This is a genomic window from Epilithonimonas mollis, from assembly GCF_900142325.1.
Classification (GTDB): domain Bacteria; phylum Bacteroidota; class Bacteroidia; order Flavobacteriales; family Weeksellaceae; genus Epilithonimonas; species Epilithonimonas mollis.
Genome location: NZ_FRAM01000001.1, coordinates 796,509 through 815,865, shown reverse-complemented (window position 1 = coordinate 815,865; position 19,357 = coordinate 796,509). Strand labels below are relative to the sequence as shown.

At 39.4% G+C, this 19,357-nt stretch carries 16 protein-coding genes; 11 read left to right on the top strand and 5 right to left on the bottom strand.

From position 1 onward, the window contains the following. Positions 1-49 precede the first annotated feature (49 nt). From lnt to BUA97_RS03620, 4 genes are all read right to left on the bottom strand, one after another. Positions 50-1,723, bottom strand: a complete 1,674-nt coding sequence (gene lnt, locus BUA97_RS03635) for an apolipoprotein N-acyltransferase (RefSeq protein ID WP_072997197.1) — start codon at positions 1,721-1,723, stop codon at positions 50-52. A 163-nt stretch (positions 1,724-1,886) separates the two neighbouring features. Then, positions 1,887-3,545 (bottom strand): gliding motility-associated ABC transporter substrate-binding protein GldG, encoded by a 1,659-nt coding sequence (gene gldG / locus BUA97_RS03630; protein ID WP_072996487.1) that lies wholly within the window; start codon positions 3,543-3,545, stop codon positions 1,887-1,889. A gap of 139 nt (positions 3,546-3,684) precedes the next feature. After that, entirely contained in the window at positions 3,685-4,413 is a 729-nt protein-coding gene (locus tag BUA97_RS03625) for an ABC transporter permease subunit (RefSeq protein ID WP_072996486.1), read from the bottom strand. A gap of 20 nt (positions 4,414-4,433) precedes the next feature. Further along, on the bottom strand, positions 4,434-5,000 hold the full coding sequence (locus BUA97_RS03620; protein WP_072996485.1) for a CopD family protein: 567 nt from the start codon (positions 4,998-5,000) through the stop codon (positions 4,434-4,436). 141 nt (positions 5,001-5,141) lie between these two features. Between BUA97_RS03620 and BUA97_RS03615 the strand changes: the two genes are divergently transcribed. Then, complete coding sequence (locus BUA97_RS03615) at positions 5,142-7,286, top strand: M12 family metallo-peptidase (RefSeq protein WP_072996484.1); 2,145 nt, start codon at positions 5,142-5,144, stop codon at positions 7,284-7,286. A gap of 228 nt (positions 7,287-7,514) precedes the next feature. Next, complete coding sequence (locus BUA97_RS03610) at positions 7,515-9,653, top strand: M12 family metallo-peptidase (protein ID WP_084081242.1); 2,139 nt, start codon at positions 7,515-7,517, stop codon at positions 9,651-9,653. Between the two features lie 46 nt (positions 9,654-9,699). Here BUA97_RS03610 and BUA97_RS03605 read toward each other — a convergent pair whose 3' ends face one another. Continuing rightward, the gene (locus BUA97_RS03605; protein WP_072996482.1) at positions 9,700-10,527 is read right to left on the bottom strand and encodes an SAM hydrolase/SAM-dependent halogenase family protein; all 828 of its coding nucleotides are present in this window, start codon (positions 10,525-10,527) and stop codon (positions 9,700-9,702) included. 104 nt (positions 10,528-10,631) lie between these two features. Here BUA97_RS03605 and BUA97_RS03600 point away from each other — a divergent pair, with 104 nt between their 5' ends. From BUA97_RS03600 to hemL, 9 genes are all read left to right on the top strand, one after another. After that, positions 10,632-11,579 carry a PhoH family protein gene (locus tag BUA97_RS03600; RefSeq protein ID WP_072996481.1) on the top strand — a complete coding sequence of 316 codons (948 nt, stop codon included), beginning with the start codon at positions 10,632-10,634 and terminating at the stop codon, positions 11,577-11,579. Between the two features lie 54 nt (positions 11,580-11,633). Then, complete coding sequence (locus BUA97_RS03595; RefSeq protein ID WP_072996480.1) at positions 11,634-12,125, top strand: hypothetical protein; 492 nt, start codon at positions 11,634-11,636, stop codon at positions 12,123-12,125. A gap of 200 nt (positions 12,126-12,325) precedes the next feature. Beyond that, positions 12,326-12,883, top strand: a complete 558-nt coding sequence (locus BUA97_RS03590) for a porin family protein (RefSeq protein ID WP_072996479.1) — start codon at positions 12,326-12,328, stop codon at positions 12,881-12,883. Positions 12,884-13,006: 123 nt separating this feature from the next. Then, on the top strand, positions 13,007-13,858 hold the full coding sequence (locus BUA97_RS03585; protein WP_072996478.1) for a transketolase: 852 nt from the start codon (positions 13,007-13,009) through the stop codon (positions 13,856-13,858). A 58-nt stretch (positions 13,859-13,916) separates the two neighbouring features. Beyond that, positions 13,917-14,870 carry a transketolase family protein gene (locus BUA97_RS03580; protein ID WP_072996477.1) on the top strand — a complete coding sequence of 318 codons (954 nt, stop codon included), beginning with the start codon at positions 13,917-13,919 and terminating at the stop codon, positions 14,868-14,870. Positions 14,871-15,171: 301 nt separating this feature from the next. Further along, positions 15,172-15,849, top strand: a complete 678-nt coding sequence (locus tag BUA97_RS03575; RefSeq protein WP_072996476.1) for a DUF6261 family protein — start codon at positions 15,172-15,174, stop codon at positions 15,847-15,849. Positions 15,850-15,895: 46 nt separating this feature from the next. Next, positions 15,896-16,822, top strand: coding sequence for a 1-aminocyclopropane-1-carboxylate deaminase/D-cysteine desulfhydrase (locus tag BUA97_RS03570; protein ID WP_072996475.1), 927 nt, complete (start codon positions 15,896-15,898; stop codon positions 16,820-16,822). A gap of 10 nt (positions 16,823-16,832) precedes the next feature. Next, positions 16,833-17,897: a glucosaminidase domain-containing protein gene (locus BUA97_RS03565; protein WP_072996474.1), complete on the top strand. Its 1,065-nt coding sequence runs from the start codon at positions 16,833-16,835 to the stop codon at positions 17,895-17,897. Between the two features lie 76 nt (positions 17,898-17,973). Beyond that, positions 17,974-19,254 carry a glutamate-1-semialdehyde 2,1-aminomutase gene (gene hemL / locus BUA97_RS03560; RefSeq protein WP_072996473.1) on the top strand — a complete coding sequence of 427 codons (1,281 nt, stop codon included), beginning with the start codon at positions 17,974-17,976 and terminating at the stop codon, positions 19,252-19,254. Positions 19,255-19,357: the final 103 nt, after the last annotated feature.

Sequence of the window (19,357 nt, the reverse complement as noted above, 5' to 3'; positions counted from 1 at the left end):
ATGGATTCATAAGTCTATTTGCTTTTTTTATTATTCAAACTTCAGTTCGTTATTTTTTTCTTACCAGATACTTTCTTCCAGGAATAAAAAGTAATAAAGCACCAGTCACAAAAATACAGATTCTGGAAAGGAAATCCCCGCTTTTGGTGTAGAACGTTTCTTTGTTAATCAGATTCACTTTTGCGGTTAATGCACCTTTTGAGCCGTAAGGCAATTCGTTTACAATATCGCCACGGGAATTGATGTGGGCACTGGTTCCGCTGTTGGCTGCTCTCGCAATTTCGCGTCGGGTTTCTATCGCGCGAAGCTTGGCATAGACCAGTAATTGCTTATGTCCCTGCGAATAGCCCCACCAGGAATCGTTGGTAACAATCGTCAAAATATTCGCACCTTTTTTTACATAACCAGTCACGAATTCGCCATAGATACTTTCGTAGCAGATGATGGGTGCAATCACAGATTTGTTGTAAGGATTGGCAAATACTTTCCTTTCATCGGAAACCCCGAGAGAACTAGTTGTTCCGCCCAGATCCAGCATTGCATTGCCTAAAATGGGTTTCAGAACTTTAATATAAGGAAAGATCTCGACACCTGGAACCAGCATCGCTTTATGATAGATTTCCGGCTGCTGACTAGTTGGCAGGATTTGAATCGCTGAATTGTAATTGTCCACCCAGATGCCTTGTCTCTCGAGATAACTTGCTGTAGAAGATTTTTCCTCACCTTCTTTGTAAACATAATAACTGGAAATACCTCCTGCATAAACAGACTTCGGATGTTGGGAAAGAAAACTTTTGATATTATTAATTAATAAGCTGTTATGAAAACCTCTCTCGCTGAAACCACCGATTCCGGGCAATGATGTTTCCGGAGCGAGATATAAGTCGATGTTTTCGTTAGGTTTTGGATCGCCCGGTGCGCGATACAATCCAACTTTTGAATTCTCTGATGCTAATTTTAGCAAATCACTTTCAATCGTCAAACTGTCTTTTTGATATTTTTCAGTGTAGGGGTCAAGCGCTGGCTGGAGCATTGCGACGTTGATTGTTCCAATAGTTTCTGGAGAGTAAATATCATATTTAACCAAAGAAATAACCATCGGCAAAACAATGAAACCAACAGACATCGATACATTCTTAATCAATGACTTTCTTTTTCGCCCGGCTTCCCAAATTCTTATGGTATAAAATACCATAACATTACATATCAGGATCCAGAAACTTCCGCCGGTTGCCCCCAGAGTATCATACCATTGAACAAACTGGTGGTATTCAGCAAAGACATTTCCTAGGTTGAGCCATGGCCAGGTAAATTCCCAAATGAGATGAAGCTTTTCAAAACACATCCAGATTGCTACAAAAAACATCAGTCCAAAATACGTTCCCTGACTTTTCTTATAAAAATGATAGAAAAGAAAGAAAACCGACATAAAGAGGGAATTGGTCAGAACCGGAAACAAAACCGCCAGAAGTGATTTGCTCCCATCAGGTAATTGAGAGTTGTAAAGCCAGCCGGTTGTCACCGAATTCCAGATCAGAAAAGTGATATATGAGAAACAAAAAACCGTTAAGCTTTTCTTTTTGATATTACTGAACCTGGTGATATTATGTTCCATCATCAAAAGCGGAACCCAGGCAAAAAATATAAAAAACGGAATCCCGTATGTTGGCCAGGCAATGGCTAACAAAACTCCGGATATTAAAGCTAGTAAAAGGTTTTTCATTGTTTTGATATTTTCAAACCGCATAAAAGTCACAAAAGCATATTTTAGTTTTTCAGAAGTTCCAAAAATATATTTTCTAAAGATTTTATTTTTGAACTTATGTAACTCATTATTTTCAATTTCTTTTGTGACTTTTGCAGTTTTATAATTAAGCTATATTGATTTAAGAAAACATCTTCTTTCTAAGGAAATAAAATGAAGCTCCCAAGACGCCCAAGATTCCTAAAGGTAAAAGCAGGTTGATCCATTGCCAGTCAGATTTTTCCGCATCGATTCTTTGCCTGTCGAGCAACCGCACTTCTATGGTTCTGTCACGCAGGTCCATTAGGTTGCTGTCATCCAAAAGATAATCCAGAGCATTTCTCAGGAACTGTGCGTTGCCATAATGTTCCTTGGTAAGCAAATCTTCGCCCAAAGGCAGTGGCTGGCCTTTCCAGATCTGATTCCTGGCAATGTCACCATCGGCAATCACAAGCATTTTATTTTCCGGACTTTGGGCTCTGAATCCCGGATAAGTGTTTTTTTCACTTCTGGTCGCATATGCAGATGTGAATTTTCCTTCCAAAGCTACCGCAAAAATCTTGGGAGGCGCAGGGCGTTCCATTTCTCCGATGCTGTCAGCGCGTACAATTTCAGACAAGGCGACGTAATTCGGGACTGTTTTGCTGATGGTTCTTTCACTGGATTCAAAAATAACTCGGGTTTTGATATTTTTTCTTCCCAGCGTATCAATCGAAGTGGGAAATTCAAATTTCACAGGATTGATATTTTTGGTAATAGGATTCTTGGTTTCAGCGATTCCTAACGGGAAATATGGCCAGAGAAAACTGCTGTATTGCGGATTGCCAGCCACTTCACCTGAAATAATTCTTACCAAAGCCGATTTTTTCATATCCTTGGTCAGCGCAGGATTGATTCTCAGACCATAATTGAACATAAAATCTGTCAGGTTAAGATCCAGCGGATAAGCCATTATTTTTTTAGCCTGGAAAAGCGTGTCCATCTCGGCATTCACAGCGTCGATCATCCAAAGTGTTTTTCCGCCATTCATAATATACTGATCGAGAATTACCTTCTCGTTATCAGTAAACGCTTTTCTCGGTTTTGCAATAACAAGGGCGTCCATTTGTTTCAGTTTTGGTACATCTGCGAGGGACAGTTCGGTTTTGTTTTCAGGAATGATAGGTCCGATGTTATAATTCTCCATTGCCAGATCCATAAAACCACGGAATTCATCAGGTTTCAATTCTTGCTGATTTACTAAGAATCCAATATTCTTGGCAGTTTCCTCAGTCATCCCTTTGATAGTGGACGCAAAATTATATTCCAGATTCTCAATGGATTTGTTCAATTGCGTCGCCGCATCGATTCCGGATTGCTGAACAATCAGAGGAACAGAAGTTCCATAACCATTATATTTGATGGCAGCATAAGGAAACATCACGATTTCCGAGATTTTTCCGTCCTTCATATCAGGCAGGATCGAAGGCTGCATTCCCATACCTTTCAAAGTATCCTGCGGGATTTTCTCTGCAATCGGGTCACGGAATTTGTAATCGATTTTCGGATTGATTTTCCGGAACTCATCCAGCATGAATTTGGTTTCGTTCTGCAGCTGTTTGAAAGAAGCCGGGAAATCACCATCCAAATAAACTTCAATTGTCATCGGCTTTTTTACATTTTCCAAAACCTTGATGGTAGAGTCGGAGAGTGTGTATCGTTTTTCTGCCGTGAGATCGAAACGTTTATAAATGATTCCGCTCATCCCGATAATCAGAAGAACGGCAATGATAATGAGCGTGATTTTATTTTTTTTATTCATGTTAATATACGTTGACAGTTGTTAGTTGTCTTTTCAGTCTTTTATACTCACCGTTGAGTGTTTTTTAAGTTTCGTTGAGTCTTTTACACTGGATTTTGATTATTTTATATTAGTTTTTGAATGTCTTTAGACTCTTTCTTTATTTCTTTTTCCAGACAAACCAGCTTGCCAATCCTAAGCCCAAAAATATGACAAAAAGAAAGTAGCAGACATCTCTGGTATCAATCTGACCTCTTGTGAACGCTAAAAAATGCTGATAAAATCCGATATTCTGAAGGATGTAATCTGCACTTCCCAACAATTTGTAGCTCGCCAGCTGTTCAATCCCGAAATACAGAATGAAGCAAAGGAAAACGCCAAGAAGATAAGCCATAATCTGGTTTGATGATAACGATGATGCCAAAATCCCGACTGAGGAAAAAGCAGCAATAAGAATGATCATACCAATATAACTTCCGAAAGTCATGCTTCCGTCAATGTTACCTTCCGGAACGCCTAAAACATACACCGTGTAATAATAAACTAGGCTTGGCAAAAGGCACATCACACCAACCAGCCAGACGGAAAGGAATTTCCCGCCAACAATTTCCGTGATTTTCACAGGTTGAGAAAACAGCCAGAACAATGTTCCGGATTGCTCCTCCTCAGCCAGCGTCCTCATACTGATGGCCGGAATGATGAACATAAAAAGCCAGGGCGAAAGCACAAAGAAACTTTGCAGCGTTGCGCTTCCGATCTCGAACAGGTTGAAACTGTTCTCGAAGAAGAACAGGAATAATGCAGAAATAATGCTGAAAGCAGCAATGATAATCCATGCACTCCAGTTTCCGAAAAAATTCCAAAGTTCTTTTTTGAATATTGCTATCATAGTTGTTGGATGATGGGTGTTTAGTTTTTTGTCTTTGTTCTTTTATCTTTATTCCTGTTCACCATCTTTACAATGAAGGTTATCAGAATGATTAGTCCGAAAAATCCGAGTAAAAGCTGCCACCAATATTGTATAACGGCATATTTCAGAATTACGGTAAAAACAACAGCGAATAAAATAAATGTGGCGATCTCGTTGAATTGTCTGAGTTTGAGATTCGGAATCGGAAGTAGTTTTCCGCTGAGGTTTTTCAGTTCCCTGACGCGTTTCCAGCACCAGAAATGGTATATCCCTAATCCAACTAAAAATGTTAGTTTTAAATGAAACCAAGGTGTTTTCATTAACCCTGAATTAAGATAAATCATGACGAGTCCGCTTAGTAACATCAGAATTCCGGCGGGAACTGTGATGATATTCCAAAGCCTGACTGCCATAAAGCTGTATTGATTTCTCAGAATCTTCTGTTTGATTTCATCAAACTCATCAGTGTCCTTATAATATACAAATAACCTTACCAGATAGAAAATCCCGGCAAAGTAGCTTACCATAAAAATAATATGAATGGCTTTGATAATAGAATAAAGCATCTATGCGCTATTTTTTTTACAAAGATACTTTTTATTGACCGAAGATGAAATATGATTTGATTATAGAAAACAGATGTAAAAATCTGAAATTATGTATTTGATTTTCAAAAAAATAATGTTTCATTTGTAAAAAATAAATATATGAAGACAAAATTACAATTGTTGTTTTTCGGTTTGCTCGGACTGTTGGGTTTTGCCCAATCTCTGAAACCTGTTGCTAAAGAAGTTGCAGATTTACAGATGAGAAAAGTGAACTTTGAAAAAATCACACTTTTTACCAAAGAAGAATCTGGCCAGAAAATGGCAAAATACCAGCAGGCTGCGGCCGACATCTCGGTTCTGAAACTGAACAGGTCGCATCTTTCAAAGATCGTCAGCCAAAAACCTCAGGCACTGGAAATGACTTATCCTTTTGAAAACGGAAACCTGACGGTAGAATTGGTTAAGGTGGATATTTTTTCCAATGATTTCAATCTTTATACAGATAAAGGGAAGGTTAATGATTATACGCCCGGCGTTTATTACAGAGGAATTATAAAGAATGATGTTCACTCCCTTGTTGCTTTCAGCTTTTTTGAAAATGATGTCGTGGGAATTGCTTCTGTAAAGGATGGTGGAAATATCGTTCTGGGAAAAGCCATTGACTCTGATGATTTTGTGGTTTATGATGATCTGAAGCTGCGTGGTAAAAGCAGTTTCGTTTGCGGTACAGATGAGCTGATGGAGAATCAAAGAAACAAAATCTCCTTTGATCCGGTCACCAGCAAAGCACCGCAGGCTACAACCAATTGTGTGAGAATGTATTATGAAGTTGCCAATCAGCCATATAAAAATAATGGTTCTAATGTTACTACGACCACCAACTGGATTACAGCGGTTCATAATAATATCAATACTTTATATGTCAATGATGGTGTGAAAATGTCGCTGAAAAAGATCTATATCTGGACAACTTCAGACCCTTATAATGGTGATTATAATGAAAATTTAGCAGAATTCAGTGCGCTTAGACAAACCTTTGACGGTGATTTGGCACACTTGGTTAATGCACCTTCTACAACGAGTGTGGCTTATCTTAATTCGCTTTGCACCACCTATAAGCATGCCTATTCCGGCATCGATCAGACCTTTGCCAATGTTCCGACTTATTCCTGGACAATCGGCGCGATGACCCATGAGATGGGACATTCCTTAGGTTCTCCTCACACCCATGCCTGTGCCTGGAATGGTAACAATACTGCAATTGATGGCTGCGGACCTCAGGCGGGCTATGATGAAGGCTGTTCCGGACCTATTCCTACAAAAGGAACCATCATGAGCTATTGCCACCTGAATGTGGGAATCAGTTTTGCAAACGGATTCGGTTCTCAGCCCGCAGCATTGATCAGATCTCTTATAGATTCCAAAGCTTGTCTGGGAACAGATTGTATCACCACCTGCCCGATTACGGTTTCCAACGTAACGTTCTCTAATACTACAAAAACAGGATTCACAGCACTTATCAGTGATGATACTGCCACATCCTGGAAATACAGAGTAGTGAAAATGGACGGAACCATTGTAAAGTCAGGGACTGTTTCTTCAAAGCAAGTCACAGTAACCGGCTTATCTCCCAATACTTATTATAAGTTACTTGTAGGAACTTCCTGTGCTTTGGAAAATGCTTTCCAGACGGAGACTATGTTCCTGACAGATGATGACTGGTGTGGAAAAACCATCACAGACTCAGGTGGGCTGACTGGTAACTATTCCAATTCTGAAAATTTTGTGAGGACTTTTTATCCAGATAATTCCGGGCAAAAGCTGAAATTAACTTTTACAAGCCTGAAACTGGAAGATGGTTATGACTTTATAACTATTAAAAATGGACCTAATGCAACCTCTCCAAGTTTTTCCGGAGGAGCTAATCTGACTGGAACTATGAATCCCGGCTCATTTACTTCTACGCATGCGACAGGAGCGATAACAATTGTTTTCACTTCCGACAGCTATCTTACGGATTCCGGTTGGGAAGCAAAATTCTCTTGCGCCACATTAGGACTTTCGGAGGTTGACAAAGATATGATCGCAATTTCTCCGAATCCTGTGAAAGATCATTTCATCATTTCCGGCATCGAAAAAATTGTTTCCGTTAATGTTTTTGATAATTCTGGAAAATTGATCAAAGCATTCGATACTTCATCCGTTTCTAAAAATCATTATGATGTATCTGGACTGATGAAAGGTAACTATATTATCATTATACAAACAGAAAATGATAAAATCACCAAAAAACTGATAAAATAAAATTGACCATATTAAAGATAAAACAGCCAAATGTAACCTTGGCTGTTTTTTTTATTTAGTTCAAAGCAGAATTTGTTAATAATTGGTGATAATTATTTGATTATTATTGATTAAAACGAAATGATTTTGCCAAATCTTATTTATATTTAAAATGTTAAACTTTTATTTATGGAACGAATTCTGAAAAAAAAATCTTTTTTTTGTAGGATAAATTTAATATTATAAATCATGAAGAAATTTTTACAACTGCTATTTGTGGTATGTATTTTTGTTTTTGGATTTTCACAGGAACTGAAGCCGATTGCTAAAAAAGTAGCTGATCAAAAGGCAGCGAACAGGAGTTTTGCAAAGTTCATTCCTTTCACCAGAGAGGTGTCATCCAGAAATGCTGCAGTTTATAAAAACGAAGCAGATGGTGTTGCAGTAATGAAGCTGAAACCAACGGAGTTACAGAGAATTGTCAATGAAAGACCGGAAACCATGGAAATGACTTTCCCTTTCGAAAATGGTGAAATGACTGTAGAATTAGTAAGAGATAATATTCTTACGAATGATTTTCAGGTAGAAACCGATAAAGGTGTCAGGGCTTATACGCCAGGTGTTTATTATCAGGGGATTATAAAAGGTAATAACAGTTCTGTTGTTGCTTTTAGCTTTTTTGATAATGATGTGGTAGGCGTTGCTTCTGCCAATGAAGTGGGAAATGTAATTTTAGGAAAAGCTGCAAGTTCAGAAGATTTTGTTTCTTACAGCGATTATAAACTAAAACCAAAAAATCCATTTGCTTGTGGTGCAGAAGAGCTTCCGGAAAATGCGAGCAAACATATTTCTTATGATCCGGGTAAAACAACCTCGAAACTTACACTTAATTGTATCCGGGTTTATTTTGAAGTTGGATACGGACCATACACTCAGAATGGATCTAACGTAACGACTACTACCAATTGGGTAACTGCTTTGTTCAATAATATCAAAGCACTTTATACCAATGAAAATGTGAATGTAGCAATGAGTACGGTTTACGTATGGACAACTACTGATCCTTATTCAGGATCACCATCAACGATTCTTAATCAGTTCAGAACTACAAGGACAACCTTCAATGGGGATCTTGCTCAGCTGATCAGAAATCCTGCTACTACAAGTGTCGCTTATGTTGACGGACTCTGTGGAAATTATAAATACTCTTACTGTGGTGTTAATAACCAGAACATATCCGTTCCGACTTATTCCTGGAATATTGAGGCGATGACGCATGAACTGGGTCATAATCTCGGGTCTCCGCATACCCATGCCTGTGCATGGAATGGCAACAATACAGCTATCGATGGCTGTGGGCCGGCATCAGGAAATGATGAGGGTTGTAACGGACCATTGCCTACTTCTACAAAAGGAACTATTATGAGCTATTGTCATCTGGTTTCTTCAGTGGGCATTAGCTTCGCTAATGGATTTGGACCGCAGCCTGGAGATCTTATCAGGCAGACTATAGACTCAAAGGCGTGTATGAGTGGTGATTGTTCAAAATCGTGTGCTGTGACTGTAACAGGAATGACTATAAGTAATCTCGGAGAGAATACGGCAACAGTTACTATCACAGACAATACATCTTCCTCGTGGAAGTATAGAGTTTCTGCAATGGATGGTACAGTTATAAAATCAGGAATTTCTGATACCAAAGTAATCAACATTACCGGGCTTTCTTCCAATGTATTCTACAAAGTGGAAGTTGGCACAGATTGTTCTCCCCTTTACCAAAGATCTCAGGTTATCCTGACAGGAGACAGCTGGTGCGGCAAAACAATAACAGATACAGGTGGCGATAATGGTAATTATTCAAATAACGAAAACTGGACAAAAACATTTTATCCGAATGATCCAAGCCAGAAACTGAAAATCACATTCTCAGAATTTGATATAAGCGATGGTGATTACATTATTGTTAGAGATGGATTGTCAACAGGTATCCCTTTCCAGGGAACGATCAGTGGCAATACAATTCCACCTTCTTTTGAATCTACACATGCATCCGGGGCTCTTACCATAACTTTCAGATCTTCAACAGGCATGACCAAGCCTGGTTTCAAAGCCAGCTTCAGCTGTTCCGCACTTGCTGTCGATGATGTGGTGAATTCCAGGGATGTTGCATTATCCCCAAATCCTGTGAAAAACCAATTCACATTGAAGGGAATCAATAAAGTAGAATCTGTCGAGGTTTATGATATTTCCGGAAAACTTGTAAAACAGTTTGATAAGGAAAGTCTTGGTAAAAATACTTTTGAAGTTTCCAGATTGAAAACAGGAAATTATGTGGTCAAAGTCAAAACTGAGAACGAAAGTTTTACCAAAAAATTAATCAAAGAATAACTTATTCTCAATCTATAAAAACCGGTAAATAAAATTACCGGTTTTTTTATGAAAATTCTACATAGATCTTCTCGCCCGCGTTCATTCCGAACAGGGTAGAGGCGCCATTCAGTACACTACCTTTGTAGATGGTGATTTCCAGCAGGTCTGCATCGTTAAAAATTACTGAAGATTTACCGTGAAACTCCTGTTCTCTGTTCCAGTCGGTCACCACGTCCGTATATTGATCAAAAATTTTGGACAAAACAATATTTCTGAATTTTACCGTGAAATCATTATTAACAGAAGCGTGCTTTTCAAAAAATTTCCGGCTGATGTTAGACACCACGTTGCCAAAATTGTCCGTGTACATTACTTCTCCTACAATCATTTTCTCAGTCTCATTATATATAGCTTTTGGAAAAGAAATATCTTTTATTGTTTTGATTTTTCTGCCGATTACTTCCGGGAGTCCGCCTTTGTAAAGATGCATCGCAGCAGGAACAAAAATATCGGTGGAAGGAAAAGAAACTGTATCGTCAAACCGGTTGTTAAGTGTGATCTCGTAGATGGCCTCAGGTTTTATATCAAAGAACATCAGATTGATGATACCGTTGTCTGCCGAAATGAAATAATGGCCATCGATTTTCGTGATGATATTCTTCCTTGATTTATGATGAAAGCTGTCCACAGAGATGATATGAATGCTTCCTTCCGGGAAGAATTTGTAAGCGTTGCGAACGATGTAGGCGGTTTGCAGCAGGTTGTAAGCCATGATGTTGTGTGTGATGTCCACAACCTTTACTTCCTCGCTCCAGCTGAGTATTTTTCCTTTGATGCTTGCAACCCTGTGATCCACAAGTCCATAATCTGAAGTAAGCGTGATGACTGACATGTTCCTTTGATTTAGTTGCAAATTTAATATAATTCAATTTTTAAAACGGTCATATCATATCAAATCTATTCATATATTTGTTAGACTAACTCCTAATATTATATATGTTCGAAATAAATTATGAACTCGAAGGCATCGACACCAAAACGTTTTATGGTGTCCAGAATCAAAATTTCAACCTCATAAAATCCAGCTTCCCAACGCTGAAGATCACAGGCAGAGATAACTTTATCTTCGCAATGGGCAACCGCGAAACGCTTGATCTCCTCAAGCAAAAACTGGATGATATCTCAGCCTACATATCCAAACATAATTCAATTGACGTTAAACATCTGGAATCTTTATTAAAACTCAAAGATGATTCTGAAAAACAGCTGGTATTCGATCAGGATATCATCGTCAAAGGCGTCAATGGAAAAGCCATCAAAGCTAAGACCACCAATCTGAAAAAATTGGTAAAGGTTTCTGAAAAGAAAGATATGGTATTCGCAATCGGTCCCGCAGGAACCGGGAAAACCTACACCAGTGTTGCTTTGGCAGTCAGAGCTTTGCGCGATAAGGAAGTAAAAAGGATTATTCTGACGAGACCTGCGGTAGAAGCAGGAGAAAGCCTCGGTTTTCTTCCCGGCGATCTTAAGGAAAAGCTTGATCCGTATTTGCAGCCCTTATATGACGCATTGCGTGATATGATTCCGCATGAGAAGCTGGAAGGATTCATGGAGAAAAAAATCATTGAAGTGGCACCATTGGCATTTATGCGTGGAAGAACTCTGGATGAAGCTTTCGTGATCCTGGATGAAGCTCAGAATACCACACATTCCCAAATGAAAATGTTTCTCACCAGAATGGGGATGAATGCCAAATTCATTATTACAGGTGATCCCAGCCAGGTTGACCTGCCGCCGAAACAACAGTCCGGGCTCAAAGAATCTATGCAAATTCTAAAAGACATCGATGAGATCGGTTTTGTCCACCTGACGGAAGAAGATGTGGTGAGACATCCTGTGGTTAAGAAAATTATTGTGGCTTATAATACAAGCGAGAAAAAATAAATACATTTGGTACGAAACTTGGTAACACTTTTTTCTGAATTAAATTTTTAAACTATGAAAAAGTTACTTATGATCGCAGCTATGGCTGTATTCGGGTTTTCAAACGCCCAGGAAGGTTTCAAAATAGGAGCTCACATAGGTATTCCTGTAGGTGATGCCGGCGATGTTTCTTCTTTTACATTAGGTTTGGATGGTGCTTATATGTGGAATGTTGCACCAAGCTTTGATCTGGGTGTAGCTACTGGATACTCCCACTTTTTTGGTAAAAGTTTTGATGTTCCCGGAGGCTCCATAAAAGCTGATGATTTTGGATTTATCCCTTTAGCAGTTGCAGGTAAATACAGATTTTCCGGTTCTCCTGTTTCACTTGGTCTTGACTTGGGTTATGGATTTGCAACCAAAAATAATATGGATGGTGGTTTTTATTTCCAGCCAAAAGTTGCCTATAATTTTTCTCAGGGAGAACTATACTTGGGTTACCAGGGTGTAAGCAATGATTATTCGGTAGGTGCTGTCAGCTTAGGTTATAATTTCTTTCTGAAATAAAGAAAATTAATTATAAAAATATTTAATATCTCCGGTACTTTTGTATCGGAGACTTTTTTTTATTAAATAAGACAGGCAATGTTAAATAATTGATACCTTTTCAGTCATAAAACCAAAATTTATTTGGCAGTTTAAAAATTATTATTAATTTAGCAATGTTTTAAGTTAATTTAACAATAAATAACATTTAAATTATAACTATGAAGAAATTAATTTTATTAGCTGCTGTTGCAGTATTTGGATTGTCTAATGCACAAACTTTTGGTTTGAAAGCGGGCGCAAACGTTTCGAGTGTTTCTAACCTTGATGATAGCAAATCTAAATTCGGATTTTATGCAGGTGCTTTTGTTAATGTTCCATTGTCAGAAAGCTTCAACCTTCAGCCAGAAGTCCTTTACAATGCGAAGGGAGCAAAGAGTGATGGCCCAGGAGATGTTAAATTGAATTTAGATTACATTTCTGTTCCTGTTATGTTTCAGTACAAGGCAACACCTCAGTTTTATCTGGAAGCAGGACCTGAGTTTGCCTTTTTAGTAAGTGCAAAATATAAGTTTGATGGTGAATCAGAAGATGCAAAAGACTTTATAAAAGGATTTGATTTAGGTATCGGTCTAGGTGCTGGATATGATTTCACATCAAACTTTGGGGCTAATATCAGATATGTAGCCGGTGTTACGGATATTGCTAAAGAAAATGAAGGTGATGCTGCCAGAAATGGTGTTTTCCAATTCGGCCTTACTTACAAGTTCGGAAAATAATTCTTACTGTAATGAATATTTAAAACCGCCAATCGGCGGTTTTTTTTATGATGTTTTTTAAATTCAGAATTTTCAGACCTCATCAAAAAATCGTATTTTCGCAAGAAAGCAAATCTAAGTATAATGAGCAAATCAATAGAAGAGCTGAAAAGCCTTTCAACGCAGATCAGAAGAGATATTCTGAGAATGGTTCACGATGTAAACAGTGGTCATCCCGGAGGTTCTCTTGGTTGTACAGAATATTTCGTAGCACTTTACGGAGAAATCCTGAATTACAAGTTACCTTTCACCATGGAAGGCAAAAATGAAGACCTTTTCTTCCTGTCAAACGGACACATTTCTCCTGTGTTTTACAGCACATTGGCAAGATTCGGATTCTTTCCGGTAGCAGAACTGGCAACTTTCAGAAAACTGAACTCAAGATTACAGGGTCACCCGACCACGCACGAAGGTTTACCGGGAATCCGAGTGGCTTCTGGTTCGCTGGGTCAGGGTCTTTCTGTGGCTTTGGGCGCTGCTCAGGGTAAAAAATTAGACGGAGACAATTCCTTAGTTTACACCCTGCACGGTGATGGAGAACTCCAGGAGGGACAAAACTGGGAAGCATTCATGTATGCCTCTGCGAAGAAAGTGGATAACATTATTTCTACTATAGATTATAACGGAAGACAGATTGATGGCGATACAGACGATGTATTGTCTTTGGGTGATCTGCATGCCAAATTAGAAGCATTTGGATGGTTGGTTCTTGAAGAGAAAAAAGGAAATGACCTGGAGTCAGTTATCGCGATTCTTAACAAAGCAAAATCCGAGACAGGAAAAGGAAAACCAGTAGTTATTCTTCTTCATACAGAGATGGGAAGCGGTGTAGATTTTATGGTTGGCAGCCACGCTTGGCACGGAAAAGCTCCGAATGATGACCAGTTGGCCACAGCTTTCAAACAATTATATCTAGAAGCACCAGCGGATTATTAATGATAAATTATCGACTATCATTTATCAATTATAATATTCACCCATCAATTATAACAAAATGAAATATACATACACAGAAAAAAAAGATACACGTTCCGGTTTTGGAGCCGGTCTGGCAGAGTTAGCGGACACCAATCCAAATGTGGTAGCACTTTGCGCCGATTTAATCGGATCACTTAAAATGGAGAAATTCATAGAAAAAGCACCCGAAAGATTTTTCCAGACAGGGATAGCCGAAGCTAATATGATGGGCTTGGCGGCAGGTCTTACCATCAACGGGAAAATCCCTTTTGCAGGGACTTTCGCCAACTTTGCAACATCCAGAGTCTATGACCAGATTCGTCAGTCGATTGCTTATTCCAACAAAAATGTAAAAATCGCAGCTTCCCACGCAGGGGTAACTTTGGGAGAGGATGGCGCAACGCATCAGGTTTTGGAAGACATAGGAATGATGAAAATGTTACCGGGAATGACAGTGATCAATCCTTGCGATTATAACCAGACCAAAGCGGCAACTTTAGCAGCCGCAGCACACGAAGGTCCTGTTTACCTGAGATTCGGGCGTCCTGTGGTGCCTGTTTTCATCCCGGAAGATATGCCTTTCGAGATTGGAAAAGGAATTCTTTTGCAGGAAGGAACTGATGTTACGATCGTAGCAACCGGACATTTGGTTTGGGAATCCTTATTAGCAGCAGACGAGCTGGAGAAAGAAGGTATTTCTGTAGAGATCATCAACATCCATACGATCAAACCTTTGGACGAAGAGATTATCCTGAAATCTGTTGAGAAAACTGGCAAAATAGTTTCTGCTGAAGAGCACAATTATCTTGGAGGTCTTGGCGAATCAGTTGCGGGAATGCTTTCCAGAAGAAGACCAACACCTCAGGAATTTGTAGCCGTTCACGATACATTCGGGGAATCGGGAACGCCGGCAGAACTGATGAAAAAATATGAAATCGATGCCGATGCTGTGGTAAAAGCAGTGAAAAGAATCATCGAGAGAACAAAATGATTTTAATCAATTATATTGTAAAGAATCCACCATTATTGGTGGATTTTTTGGTTTAATGACTCATTCTAAATGTAATCTGACCTGCTGGACTAAAACAGCATTCTGCGAAGGTCAAAACTGACCTGAGGAACTTAAACAGAAATCTGTGAAGGTCTAATTTCATCTGCTGAACTCAAACGGAGATCTGTGAAGGTCTGATCTGACTTGGCAAATCAAAACAGACTGGTGTATCAATGAAAAATAGATGGTTTTAAATCATCTGTTTTTTTTATTTTTAATGAATTAATAAAAAACACATTCAATGAAAATCACATTATCAGAATTGTCGACCAAAGATTTGGCAACACTAACACAGAGAATCATCAGCACAGCAGATTCAGGTAAATATCCGGTGATCGTTTTGCATCCGCTTTTAGCAGAAATCAAAGCAGAATATGCTGATTACGATAAGGCTTATGGGAAAGCAACTTTCAATGGAAAAGGAAAAATGGTTGCTGATGCGGATGCTGAGAGAGATACTGCATTCCGAAACCTCAAAAAATTTCTGGATGGCTACAAAGATATGCCGCGATTACCCAATCATCAGATGGCGAATGAGCTTTTTCAGATTATCAGAAAGTACGGTCTGTCGCTGGATAAGATGAGTTATTCTTCACAGACCGCCCAAATGAAAAAGCTGCTGGAAGAACTGGAGCAGCCCGAGAATCAGCAGAAAATCCTCGCACTTTTTCTCAAGACTACAATCGATGATATGAAGGCACAACAGAGCATTTTTGAGGAATTATTCGCTGCCCAGGCAACTGCCAATGCAGAACTCAGGCTCACGAAAAGTGCCTCCGCTACACGAAGAGCATTGGAAAAAGTGCTGAAGTCTTTTCTGAATCTCCTCACTGCGATGAATAATGTGGCAGAATGGCAGCTGCTTTATGCGGAGATGAATAGGCTGGTAATAGCAGCGAAGAATTCTGAGCTTAATTAATCGTTATAAAAGACGGTTATTCGTTCTCAATTTTTTATTTTTGATGATGCTCCAGATTCCCGACCATAAAATCCCAATCACAGAATTGAAATCCGGTTTCGATGTCCGGATTTTCATCAAAAGAGAAGATTTGATTCATCCAGCCATTTCGGGAAACAAGTTCTGGAAACTCTTCCTCAATGTCAATCAATATCTGGGAACAGAACCCCAAAAGCCTTTATTAATCACTTTTGGCGGTGCATTTTCCAATCATATTGCATCGGTTGCTGCATTTGGGAAACAATTTAATATCCCGACAATTGGAATTATCCGGGGCAATGAACTGGAAAATAATTGGCAGGACAATCCCACACTTTCCGAAGCTTCCCAAAACGGTATGCAATTCTTCTTTGTTTCAAGGGAAGATTATCAAAACAAGGAAAAATTAACACAGGAATTTTCTGTAAAATTTCCCAATTCATTGATAATTCCGGAAGGCGGAAGTAATGAATCGGCAGTTGAAGGTGTCCGGTATATGCTGGGAAATGACACCAAAGATTTTGATTATCTTTGCACAGCTGTTGGAACAGGCGGAACAATTGCCGGGATTTCCAGGTTTGCGGAAGAACATCAAAACGTGATCGGAATCAAAGTTGTTAAGGATGATTCGCTGGAAAAAATAGTCCAGGAATGGAGCAGACGGAGCAATTTTGAACTGATAGACTCCAGTGAAAACCGATACGGAAAAATATCTGATGAGAATGTCCGTTTTATAAATTGGTTTCATCAGGAATATCAGATCCCGCTGGATCCAATCTATACAGGAAAAATGATGCAGAGAGTTTTTGATTTGGCGGAGAAAGGTTACTTTCCGGAAGGTTCAAAAATCCTGACATTCCACACCGGCGGATTACAGGGAATCAAGGGTGCGAACCAGTTTTTGAAAAATAAGAACAGAGTTTTGGTGGATGAAAAAATAGGATCAAAATTTTAAAATATAAAAAATGAAAAAATTATTGGGGATTGGCTTTGTTTGTATTTTAGGATTTGCAAAAGCACAGACCTGGAAGACAGAAGACCAATACATCCAGAAGTTTGCACCGTATGCGGTGGAAGAAATGGAGAAATATAAAATCCCGGCGAGCATCACACTTGCTCAGGGACTTTTGGAAACCGGCGGCGGACAAAGCCGATTGGCGCTGGAAGGAAAAAATCATTTCGGGATCAAATGTAAGGAAGACTGGACGGGCAGAACAATGAAGCATACGGACGACGCACCAAACGAATGCTTCCGTGTTTACGAAGACCCGAAGCAATCTTATGAAGACCATTCGGTTTTTTTGGCAACGCGTAAATATTACACCAAACTTTTTGACCTCGACCCAAAAGATTACAAAGCCTGGGCACACGGTCTTAAAAAAGCAGGTTATGCAACCAACCCGAGGTATGCCTATATCCTGATTGACAAAATCGAGCGTTATAAGCTGTATGAATTTGATAATACTTCTAAAGATGAAGTTTATTACGCCATATTGAAATTGTACCCAAGCCTGAATAGCGATGCGGTTTTTATGGCGCAGCTGAGCCAGGAAAAACAAAACGAAAAAGTGTCGCCGCCAACCATTAAGGTGGATTATACGCAAGGTTCCTACGCTAAACAACAAAGCAAAGTTTCCGAATTGGTGGATGCTAAAAGTAAGGCTGAGCTACTGAAAAATATCCTCGTAAAAAATCATCCGAACGGCGATCTGAAATTCTTTGTGATGCCTGTGGATGCGGATATGTCTGATATTGCGAAGAAATTTGGAATCAGTGAAAAACGTCTGATGAAATACAACGAACTGGAGGACTCCAAACTGGCGAAGAATGAGATCATTTTCCTGGAAGGCAAAAATTCATCAGGAAATAAGGAAACTTACAAAGCCGGAATCGGCGAAACAATGCACGATATTGCCCAAAAATTCGGAATCAAAATGAAGAAACTCTATTCCAAAAACAGAATGGAATCGGGCGAAGAACCGAGAGCGGGACAAACGATTTATCTGCAAAGTAAGAAACCGAGAAGCTAATTAGTTTATAGTTTATGGTGTTTTGTTTTTAGCTTATCTAAACACAAAATACTAAATACCAAATACAAAACAAAAAATGTTATACCAAAGAAGTTCAGCGCTTTTTGAAGAAGCGTACCAATATATTCCGGGCGGTGTTAATTCGCCGGTCCGTGCCTTCAAATCTGTTGGAGGTGTTCCGATTTTTATGAAGTCTGCCAAAGGTGCTTACCTTACAGATGAGGATGACAGAACCTACATCGATTATATCAATTCCTGGGGACCAGCAATTCTCGGACACACACATCCCGAGGTTTTGGAAGCTCTTAAATTACAGGCTGAGAAAGGCTTTTCTTTTGGGGCTCCGACAGAATTGGAAACTGAGATTGCGAAATTTATCGTAGAAAATGTGCCGAATGTAGACCAGATCCGAATGGTTTCTTCCGGAACCGAAGCTTGTATGAGTGCGATTCGTTTGGCGAGAGGTTACACGGAAAGAGAAAAAATCATCAAGTTCGAAGGTTGTTATCACGGGCATTCGGATTCTTTTCTGATTCAGGCGGGAAGTGGAATGGCGACTTTCGGAAGTCCGAATTCTCCGGGCGTTACGCAAGGTACAGCAAAAGATACTTTGCTCGCCGAATACAATAATATCGAACAGGTTGAAGAACTTTTCAAGAATAATCCTGAGCAGATTGCGGCGATTATCGTAGAACCGATTGCTGGAAATATGGGTTGTATCTTACCGGAAAATCAGTTCCTTCAAAACCTTAGAAAATTGTGTGATGAGCACGGAACTTTATTGATTTTCGATGAGGTAATGACCGGTTTTCGTTTGGCATTTGGCGGTGCGCAGGAAGCTCTCGGCGTGAAAGCGGATTTGGTAACTTATGGAAAAGTCATTGGCGGCGGTTTGCCGGTTGGTGCTTTTGCCGGGCCCAACGAAATTATGAACTGGCTTTCGCCAAGAGGACGCGTTTATCAGGCCGGAACTTTGAGTGGAAATCCTTTGGCTATGAGAGCCGGACTCAAAACGTTGCAATTGATAAAAGAAGATGCTGATTTCTATAAAAAATTAGACAAAGCGACTGAAACTCTGGATTTCGAAATCGGGAAAATATTAAACGAGAAAAGCATTCGACACCGCATCAACCGAAAGGGAAGTATGATGTCGATTTTCTTTGATGTGACGTCTGCGAGTAACTTTAATGAAGTGAATAACTCCAACATCGGTTTGTTCAATAATGTGTTTCATCAGGTTTTGGAACAGGGGATTTATCTGCCGCCAAGTGGCTATGAGACCTGGTTTATTTCATCCGCCATTGGCGATACAGAGATTGATAAAACGCTGGAAGCTTTCAGGAAGTTTCAGTATTAGAGAAAAGAAATCAATAGGAACGGGCTTTAGCCCGTTTTTTTATGGTTGTCAATCTGGCTTTAGCCAAAATAACTATGGATAAATTTTGGCTAAAGCCGATTTC

Excerpts from the sequence above, each read along its gene's own strand:
- lnt (WP_072997197.1), bottom strand. The coding sequence starts at position 1,723 with ATGAAAAACCTTTTACTAGCTTTAATATCCGGAGTTTTGTTAGCCATT.
- gldG (WP_072996487.1), bottom strand. The coding sequence starts at position 3,545 with ATGAATAAAAAAAATAAAATCACGCTCATTATCATTGCCGTTCTTCTG.
- BUA97_RS03625 (WP_072996486.1), bottom strand. The coding sequence starts at position 4,413 with ATGATAGCAATATTCAAAAAAGAACTTTGGAATTTTTTCGGAAACTGG.
- BUA97_RS03620 (WP_072996485.1), bottom strand. The coding sequence starts at position 5,000 with ATGCTTTATTCTATTATCAAAGCCATTCATATTATTTTTATGGTAAGC.
- BUA97_RS03615 (WP_072996484.1), top strand. The coding sequence starts at position 5,142 with ATGAAGACAAAATTACAATTGTTGTTTTTCGGTTTGCTCGGACTGTTG.
- BUA97_RS03610 (WP_084081242.1), top strand. The coding sequence starts at position 7,515 with ATGAAGAAATTTTTACAACTGCTATTTGTGGTATGTATTTTTGTTTTT.
- BUA97_RS03605 (WP_072996482.1), bottom strand. The coding sequence starts at position 10,527 with ATGTCAGTCATCACGCTTACTTCAGATTATGGACTTGTGGATCACAGG.
- BUA97_RS03600 (WP_072996481.1), top strand. The coding sequence starts at position 10,632 with ATGTTCGAAATAAATTATGAACTCGAAGGCATCGACACCAAAACGTTT.
- BUA97_RS03595 (WP_072996480.1), top strand. The coding sequence starts at position 11,634 with ATGAAAAAGTTACTTATGATCGCAGCTATGGCTGTATTCGGGTTTTCA.
- BUA97_RS03590 (WP_072996479.1), top strand. The coding sequence starts at position 12,326 with ATGAAGAAATTAATTTTATTAGCTGCTGTTGCAGTATTTGGATTGTCT.
- BUA97_RS03585 (WP_072996478.1), top strand. The coding sequence starts at position 13,007 with ATGAGCAAATCAATAGAAGAGCTGAAAAGCCTTTCAACGCAGATCAGA.
- BUA97_RS03580 (WP_072996477.1), top strand. The coding sequence starts at position 13,917 with ATGAAATATACATACACAGAAAAAAAAGATACACGTTCCGGTTTTGGA.
- BUA97_RS03575 (WP_072996476.1), top strand. The coding sequence starts at position 15,172 with ATGAAAATCACATTATCAGAATTGTCGACCAAAGATTTGGCAACACTA.
- BUA97_RS03570 (WP_072996475.1), top strand. The coding sequence starts at position 15,896 with ATGCTCCAGATTCCCGACCATAAAATCCCAATCACAGAATTGAAATCC.
- BUA97_RS03565 (WP_072996474.1), top strand. The coding sequence starts at position 16,833 with ATGAAAAAATTATTGGGGATTGGCTTTGTTTGTATTTTAGGATTTGCA.
- hemL (WP_072996473.1), top strand. The coding sequence starts at position 17,974 with ATGTTATACCAAAGAAGTTCAGCGCTTTTTGAAGAAGCGTACCAATAT.